The sequence below is a fragment of the Collinsella sp. AM31-2AC genome, assembly GCF_003469285.1.
Classification (GTDB): Bacteria; Actinomycetota; Coriobacteriia; order Coriobacteriales; family Coriobacteriaceae; genus Collinsella; species Collinsella aerofaciens_AT.
In genome coordinates this window covers 86,562-94,407 of the sequence record NZ_QSJB01000013.1, presented here as the reverse complement: position 1 = coordinate 94,407, position 7,846 = coordinate 86,562, and the positions used below count along the sequence as shown (strand labels likewise).

General features: G+C 61.1%; 6 protein-coding genes. 3 read left to right on the top strand and 3 right to left on the bottom strand.

The features are described 5' to 3' along the window. The coding region (locus tag DW796_RS07600; protein ID WP_147351025.1) for a transposase at positions 1–574 on the top strand (574 nt) is incomplete at its 5' end. Between the two features lie 397 nt (positions 575–971). Here the strand turns inward: DW796_RS07600 and DW796_RS07595 are convergent. From DW796_RS07595 to DW796_RS07585, 3 genes are read right to left on the bottom strand one after another with little or no spacing between them, the layout of a single operon-like run. Further along, positions 972–2,828 (bottom strand): ABC transporter ATP-binding protein, encoded by a 1,857-nt coding sequence (locus DW796_RS07595; protein ID WP_117716325.1) that lies wholly within the window; start codon positions 2,826–2,828, stop codon positions 972–974. Beyond that, positions 2,828–5,194, bottom strand: a complete 2,367-nt coding sequence (locus DW796_RS07590) for an ABC transporter ATP-binding protein (protein ID WP_118094736.1) — start codon at positions 5,192–5,194, stop codon at positions 2,828–2,830. The genes DW796_RS07595 and DW796_RS07590 overlap by 1 nt, the downstream gene beginning before the upstream one ends. Beyond that, complete coding sequence (locus tag DW796_RS07585; protein WP_089572358.1) at positions 5,191–5,640, bottom strand: MarR family winged helix-turn-helix transcriptional regulator; 450 nt, start codon at positions 5,638–5,640, stop codon at positions 5,191–5,193. The genes DW796_RS07590 and DW796_RS07585 overlap by 4 nt, the downstream gene beginning before the upstream one ends. Positions 5,641–5,889: 249 nt before the next feature. On the opposite strand from DW796_RS07585, the gene DW796_RS07580 reads away from it, so the two are divergent. Both DW796_RS07580 and DW796_RS07575 read left to right on the top strand, forming a co-directional pair. Further along, the gene (locus DW796_RS07580; protein ID WP_089572357.1) at positions 5,890–6,639 is read left to right on the top strand and encodes an SDR family NAD(P)-dependent oxidoreductase; all 750 of its coding nucleotides are present in this window, start codon (positions 5,890–5,892) and stop codon (positions 6,637–6,639) included. 108 nt (positions 6,640–6,747) lie between these two features. Next, a complete protein-coding gene (locus tag DW796_RS07575) occupies positions 6,748–7,761 on the top strand; it encodes a 2-keto-3-deoxygluconate permease (protein WP_117564719.1) in 1,014 nt (337 codons plus the stop codon). Positions 7,762–7,846 lie beyond the last annotated feature (85 nt).

Genomic DNA, 7,846 nt, shown 5'->3' with positions numbered 1-7,846 from the left:
CGGGGGCCCGCGGGCCGAGGCCGCCGGGGAGGCCGCGGCCGCCTCCACCGCGCCCCCGCCGGCGCTCGTCGAGGCCGAGAACAGGCAGGTCAGGTTCCTGGCCGCCCGGATATCGGAGGCCCTCGACGAGGCCGGGGCCCTCGAGGCCGAGACGGCGGCGCTGCTCGAGGGCGACGAGACCTACGCGTGCCTGCTCACCGTGCCCGGCATCGGCCCGAGGACCGCGGCGCAGCTCGCGGTGTCGGTCGACATCGGGAGGTTCCCGGACCACGACCACCTGGCCTCGTACTGCGGCATAGCCCCGAGGGTGAGGAGCTCCGGCACGTCGGTGAGGTCGGTCAGGGCGTCCAGGCGCGGCGACGCGAGGCTCAAGTCCCTGCTGATCTTCTCGTGCAACAGCCTGGTGAGGTCCTCGGGGCGCTACGGCGAGTACTACCGGGCCTGCAGGGCGCGGGGCATGGGGCGCGGGCGGGCGCTCAAGGCCGTCGCGAGGAAGCGGCTCAGGGCGATATACGCCGTGATGCGCGACCGGGTGCCCTACCGGGAGTTGCCCCGACGGTTGACAAAACTATAGGAACACCCAATGACTACCCTGTTGGCCTTTTCCGGGCCCTGTGGGCAAAAAATGGCAAATATGAGTACTGTTGCTATCGTAGTGTCATATTGCCGGCATAAGATAATAGACATAACAGAAAATATGTTCATTAACCTTAACACATATAAGCCCGCTATAGAACTATTTGAGTAATTTAGGGGCGCTTGCAAGCCGTGCGGGCAGCATATGGGGCTGTTTTGGCTGTTACTAAAAAGGTGACAGTACTCATATTTGCCATTTTTTGTCCACGGGGCCTTGAGGGAGGGCGTCAATCAGGTCCCAGGGGAGGCGGTTCGAGGGCCGCAGAACAAAAAACGGGGGCGCAGGCTGTCCTGCGCCCCCGTTCTCGGGCGTTATTCGTTCCCTGCGGCAGAATTTACGCCGCTTCGTCGAACTGCGAATTGTACAGGTCGGCGTAGAAGCCGCCTTGGGCGAGCAGCTCGTCGTGCGTGCCCTTCTCGACGATGTCGCCGTCGCGAATCACCAAGATCACGTCGGCGTTGCGGATCGTGGACAGGCGATGCGCGATGACAAAGCTCGTGCGGCCCTGCATCAGCGCATCCATGGCGCGTTGAATAAGCTCCTCGGTACGGGTATCGACGTTGGAAGTCGCCTCGTCCAAAATCAGCGCCGGACGGTCGGCCAAAATGGCGCGGGCGATGGTCACGAGTTGGCGCTGGCCCTGTGAGAGGTTGGTGCCCTCCTCATTGATCATAAAGTCGTAGCCGCCGGCGAGCGTATGGATAAAGTGGTCGCAGCGTGCGGCGCGTGCGGCGGCCTCGACCTCGGCGTCGGTCGCATCGGGGCGTCCGTAGCGGATGTTCTCGCGGATGGTGCCGTTAAACAGCCAGGTGTCCTGCAGCACCATGGCAAACTCGCCGCGCAGCGCCGCGCGGTCCCAGTCGCGCACGTCGACGCCTTCGACGCGCAGCGAACCGCCGTCCACGTCGTAAAAGCGCTGCAGCAGCTTAATGAGCGTGGTCTTGCCGGCGCCGGTGGGGCCGACGATGGCAATGGTTTGGCCGGGCTGCGCCTCGCAGCTAAAGTCGTGGATGATGGTCTTGTCGGGCGTGTAGCCAAACTTGACGTGGTCGAACTCAACGTGGCCGGGGCGCTTCTCGGGAATCTGGGCGTCGGCCTTCTGCTCCTCCTCGGGCGCGGCGAGGAACTCAAAGACGCGCTCGGTGGCAGCGGCCATCGACTGCATCGTGTTGCTCACGTTGCCCAGCTGCTGCACCGGCTGCGTAAAGTTGCGCACGTACTGGATAAAGCTCTGGATGTCGCCGGGCGTGGCATTGCCGGTCAGCGCGAGCTGTGCGCCCACCACGACAACGCCCACGTAGCCCATGTTGCCCACCAAGCTCATAAGCGGCATCATCAGGCCCGATAGGAACTGCGAGCGCCAGCCACTAATAAAGAGACGGTCGTTTTGACGGTCGAACTCCTCGATTGAGGCCTCGGCGCGGTCGAACACCTGAATAACGTTCTGGCCGGCAAAGTCCTCCTCGATAATGCCGTTGACGGCGCCCAGGACTTGCTGTTGCTCGCGGAAGTACGGCTGCGAGAAGTGAATCATCACGGTCAGGATAATCGCGGCAGCCGGCAGCGTGAGCACGGTGACGCCGGTGAGCGGCAGACTGATCGACAGCATCATGACGAGCACGCCGATAATCTGCGTCACCGATGTGATGAGTTGTGTCACGCTCTGGTTGAGTGACTGACCCAGCGTGTCGACATCGTTGGTGATGCGGCTGAGCACGTCGCCCTTGCTGTGGCCGTTGAAGTAGCTCATCGGCACGACAGCGATCTTGGCGGCGATCTCCTTGCGCATGCGGTAGCAAATCTTTTGCGTGACGCCGGTCATGAGCCAGCCCTGGATGAGGCCGCAGACAGAGCTTGCCAGATACAGGCAGAGCAAAAAGCCGAGCGTCTTGGCGATCCAGGCAAAGTCAACGTCGCCGGTACCGTTGACCTTGGCAACCAGGCCCTCGAACAGCTTGGTCGTAACCTGGCCGAGCACCTTGGGCCCCACAATGTTAAAGATGACCGAGCATACGGCAAAGGCGACGGCGGCAAACACGGCAATCTTGTGCTGGCCGATATAGCCGAGCAGCTGCCTCATGGTGCCCTTAAAGTCCTTGGCCTTTTCGCCGCGGCCCATACCACCCATGCGGCCCATGGGACCGCGCCGGCGGGTGGGCTTGGGAATCTGAGTCTTGGTCTCGTCTGCCATTAGCGCTCGCCTCCTTCCATGACGGCTTCAATCTCTTCTTGGGTAAGCCCCAACTCCTCGGCGGAAAGCTGCGACTGTGCGATCTCCAGGTATGCCGGGCAGTTGTGCAGCAGTTCCTCGTGCGTGCCGGTGCCCACTACGTGGCCGTCGTCGAGCACGATGATCTGATCGGCGTGCATGATGGTCGCGATGCGCTGGGCCACGACCACGAGCGCGGCGTCGGTAACGTTTTTGGCAAGCTCCTCGCGCAGGCGCGCGTCGGTCTTGTAGTCGAGGGCGCTAAACGAGTCATCGAACACCACGACCTCGGGCTTTTTGGCCAACGCGCGGGCGATGGCCAGGCGCTGGCGCTGACCGCCCGAGACATTGGAGCCGCCCTGGCTGATGGGGGAGTCGTAGCCGCCCTCGCGCTCGGCGATAAAGTCCTCGGCCTGTGCGATGCGTGCCGCCTGGCGCATGTCATCATCGCTCACCATGTCGCCGGCAAATTTGAGGTTGCTCTCGACAGTGCCCGAGAACAGACGCCCCTGCTGCGGGATATAGCCAATGCGGCGGCGAAGCTCGGAAAGGGTCATATCGCGCACGTCGATGCCGTCGAGCGAAATGCTGCCGCCGGTGACGTCGTACAGGCGCGGGATGAGCTGCACAAGCGTGGACTTGCCCGAACCCGTGGAGCCGATGATGCCGAGCATCTGGCCGGCGTGCGTGGTGAAGTTCACACCGCTGATGACATCGGCGTGGGCATCGGGATACTGGAAGCTCACGTCGTGGAAGGCGAGCTCACCGCGCGGCGCGTTGGCCGCGGGCAGTTTGGGCGAGACGGGGTCGTTGATGCTCGTGGGACAGGTGATGACCTCTTCCACGCGCTCGGCTGCGACCTCGGCGCGGGGCAGGATGACCGAAACCATGGTGAGGATCATAAACGCCATGACGATCTGCATGGTGTAGGAGATAAACGCCATCATGTTGCCGACCTGCATCACGCCGTCGGACACGCCCTGCGCACCAAACCAGACGATAAGCACGGTGATGCAGTTCATGACGAGCATCATGAGCGGCATCATAAAGCTCATGGCGCGGTTGGTGTAGAGCTGCGTGGTCATCAGGTCGAGGGACGCCTGGTCAAAGCGCTCGAGCTCATGCTCCTCGCGGTTAAACGAGCGGATGGGCATAAGGCCGTCGAGCAGCTCGCGGGCGGTAAGGTTCACGCGGTCCACAAAGCTCTGCATCTTTTTGAACTTGGGCATGGTGAGGCCCATAAGCACGCCGACGACGGCCGAGACCGCGATGATGGCCACGGCGATGGTCCACTCCAGGCCGGTGTGGTTGGCCAGGACGCGCATGACGGCGACGATGCCCATGACGGGCGCCATGAGGCACATGCGGATAAACAGGGTTGCGGCCATCTGAATCTGCTGAATGTCGTTGGTGCAGCGGGTGATGAGCGAGGCCTGGCTAAACTTGCCCACCTCGGCCGGCGAGAAGTGCATAACCTTGTTGAAGGTCTCGCGGCGCAGGTCGCGGGCGATGGAGCAGGCGGTGCGCGAAGCCACGGCACCGGTCAGGATGGTGGCGACCAGCGACACCAGACACAGACCAAACATCGTGGTCGCCATGCGGCCCAGGTAGGCGTTCTGCACGTCGGCGGGGTCGATACCCTGTGCCTTGTACTCGTCCTGCACATAGCTCACGGCGCGTTGGGTCACGATGGAGCCCGACATGGAGCCCATTTTGTCCGCCATACCGTTGGCGCCCTCGACGAGCTTGCCTTGGTCGATTAGGCCGCCTTCAACGCCTAGACGCAGGCTCTTCATGGTGATCTTGCCGCCGTCGGCATCAATCTGCTTTTGCATATTCTGCGCCGCTGCGGCCTTTTGCTGTATCTTGGCGAGCTGGTCGGGCGTCATCGCTGCCATTTGCTCGGGCGTGGGCATGGCTTGGGCGTCGCTGTTGCCTTTCTCGCTGGACGCGCCCATCATGTCGCCCATGGAGCTGGCGTCGATGCCTTGGTTGAGCGAAAGGACGACGGTCTCGGGCAGGCTCATGATATCGGCAATCTTGCCGCCGTCGGCGCGCTCATCCTCGGTTCCCCTGTACGTGCGAATGCCGTTTTTGTCTGCCCTGCCAAACGCAGCTTCTACTGTCTTGGCGTCTTTGGCGCTCATAAAGAGTTCGAGGTCGTCGAGCGATTCGGCACGAATGGTGTCGGGCACGGGCGAGGCGATGCCGCCTTGCTGCACGCCCACGTCGACGATGTCGCTCATATAGGTAGGCAGTGCCAGATCGGCGTTACAGCTGATTACGATAAGTACGATAGCTGCGAACAGTGATGGGACATGCTTTTTAAAGAGCTTGAGAATCCTCACTTGGCATTTCTCCTTTCTTGATTGCAGTCGATAATTTCGTTGAGACGCCTTAGAAGGCGCACCATCTCTTGGGTATCTGTTTCGCCGAGCTGCTCGAGGAAGGCCGCGGTGCGCTCCTCGAATTCCCGACGTTTGATTTCGAGATTCTGGAATCCCTTGTCGGTCATCGTGACGTGTACACGACGACGGTCGGTCTTTGAGTGCTCGCGCTCGACCCAGCCCTTGGCTTCGAGAGTGCGTAAGATATTGGCGATGCGGGCACTCGAGACCCAGGCGCGATTTGCGAGTTCGCTCGGCGTGAGCGAACCGCCAGCGAGCATGAGGGCGCGCATGACAGCCATCTCGCCGCCGAGAGCTTTGTCCGCAGAGCGTGAAATGCGATGATGCATGCTGCCAAACTCAGTTAAGAGCTGACGTCCAAGCTCATGGAAATCGGTATCTTCCACCGAAAACCCCTAACACTAGAAACTATTTTCGGTGAAAGATGATACCCGCATATTCGGGCCTCATGCAGTGGGCAATATAAAGAGCGCATAAAGAGTTAAAAAATTCAATTGCTGAAGCGTTTCAAAGAACTACTATGCCCGCGGTTAGGCGAGGGGTTGTCACCACCATGACGACTGGGACTCATTTATCGCCACGTGCGATGCTCCAACTTCCCGCAAGGAGACACCTGAATCAAGGGGGTTGGAGTCATGGCATTTGACTTCACGGGCAAAACCGCGATCGTTACCGGCGGCACTCAGGGCATTGGCCTCGAGATCGCCAAGGGCATCGTCGCGGGCGGCGGACACGTCGCGCTCATCGCAAGGAACGCTGCCAAGGGCGAGGCCGCTGTGGTCGAGCTTGGCGAGGGCAACAAGTTCTATCAGCTCGATGTCGCCGATGCACCCAAGGCACGCGAGACCGTCGAGCAGATTTTTACGGACCTGCCGCAAACCAACATCCTGATCAACTGTGCTGGCGTCATCAGCACCAAGAAGTTCGACGAGATCGATGACACCGAGTGGCGTCGTACCATCGACATCAACCTCAACGGTACCTTCACTATGATGAATGCTGTGTACCCGCACTTTAAGGCGGCCCATGCCGGCACTATCGTCAACGTGAGTTCCGTTGCGGGCAAGATCGGTGGCGGCCTGCTCGGCACCGCGGCTTACGCGAGCTCCAAGGCCGGTGTTAACGGTCTAACCAAGGCAGTCGCCAAGGAAGGCGGCAAGTTTGGCGTCCGCTGCAACGCCGTGTGCCCGTCGCTCACCCTTACCGATATGACCTCGATTCTCTCTGACGAGAACTCTCAGCGCATCATCAACGGTATTCCTCTGGGCCGTGCCGCCCAGGCAAGCGAGCCCGCGCAGATGGTGCTCTTCTTTGCCTCCGACCTTGCCAGCTTCGTGAACGGCGAGATCGGTGACTGCGACGGTGGCATCGTTCTGGACGGGTAATACCCCGCGACGTTAATTCGGCGACGGCTCCTGCGACTCGGGACCGTCGCCTTCTTTCTGGCACAGGAGCGTGTGACCGCGTGTCGCACGCATCAAAAGGAGATATAAATGAGTGAATCGACTGCGGTGGAGGCGCCGGCGGCAAAGGAGCCGTTCTTTAAGATGTCCTCCATCCCGGGTGCCAATATTTTGGTGCCGCTTTTGTTGGGCTGCCTGCTCAACACGCTGTTCCCCGACCTGTTCAAAACGCTCGGCAGCTTTACGCTCGGCATGACCCAGCAGGGCGCAGGCCCGCTTGTTGGCGCTTTTTTGCTCATCGTCGGTACGACGATTTCGTTTAAGAGCGCTCCTGCCGCCGCTGCCCGCGGCGCCATCATCATCGCCGTCAAGCAGATCGTGGTCGTTGCCGTGTCGCTGCTCATCCTTTATGTGTTCAACGACAACCTGTTTGGTATCTCGGCCATGGTGATGCTGGCCGCTTGCACGGGTGCGAACAACGCTATGTACGCTGGACTGATGGGCACCATGGGCAATGAGGCCGAACGTGGTGCCGTCGCAATCACCACGCTGGTTGTCGGCCCTCCGGTCACGATGATCGTGCTCGGCGCTGCCGGTCAGGCTCCGATCGGCTGGTCGCTCGTGGGCGCCATCCTGCCGATCGTCGTCGGCATTATCCTGGGTAACCTCTTCCCCAGCTTTAAGAAGATGATGGCACCGGCACTTTCCGCCATCATCGTGCTCGTCTTCTTTGCCATGGGATCGACCATGACCTTTGGCCAGCTTATCAACGGTGGTCTTCCCGGCATCCTGCTCGGCGTGATCTGCTCGGTGGTCTTTGCAATTCCCGTCATCGCGGTCGATAAGCTCACGGGCGGTACGGGTGTCGCAGGTGCGGCCATTTCGAGCTGCGCCGGAGCCAATGTGGCCACGCCTGCTGCCATGGCAAGCGTCAACGAGGCCATGTACGGCGGCGCGGTGCTCGCGACGGCTACGGCGCAGGTCGCAGCATGTGCTATCGTGACGGCCATTTTGACCCCGCTGGTCACCAGCTGGTGCTACAAGCATTTTGAGGGCCAGGGCCACAGCAAGGCAACGACCGACAAAGCCGCCGCAGCCGCCTAATGCCAAGCGGCAATCAAAGCTAAATAACTAGCCATGCCACAGGGCGGCCCCGGGGGAAATCCCGTGGCCGCCCTGTAGTTTCTGT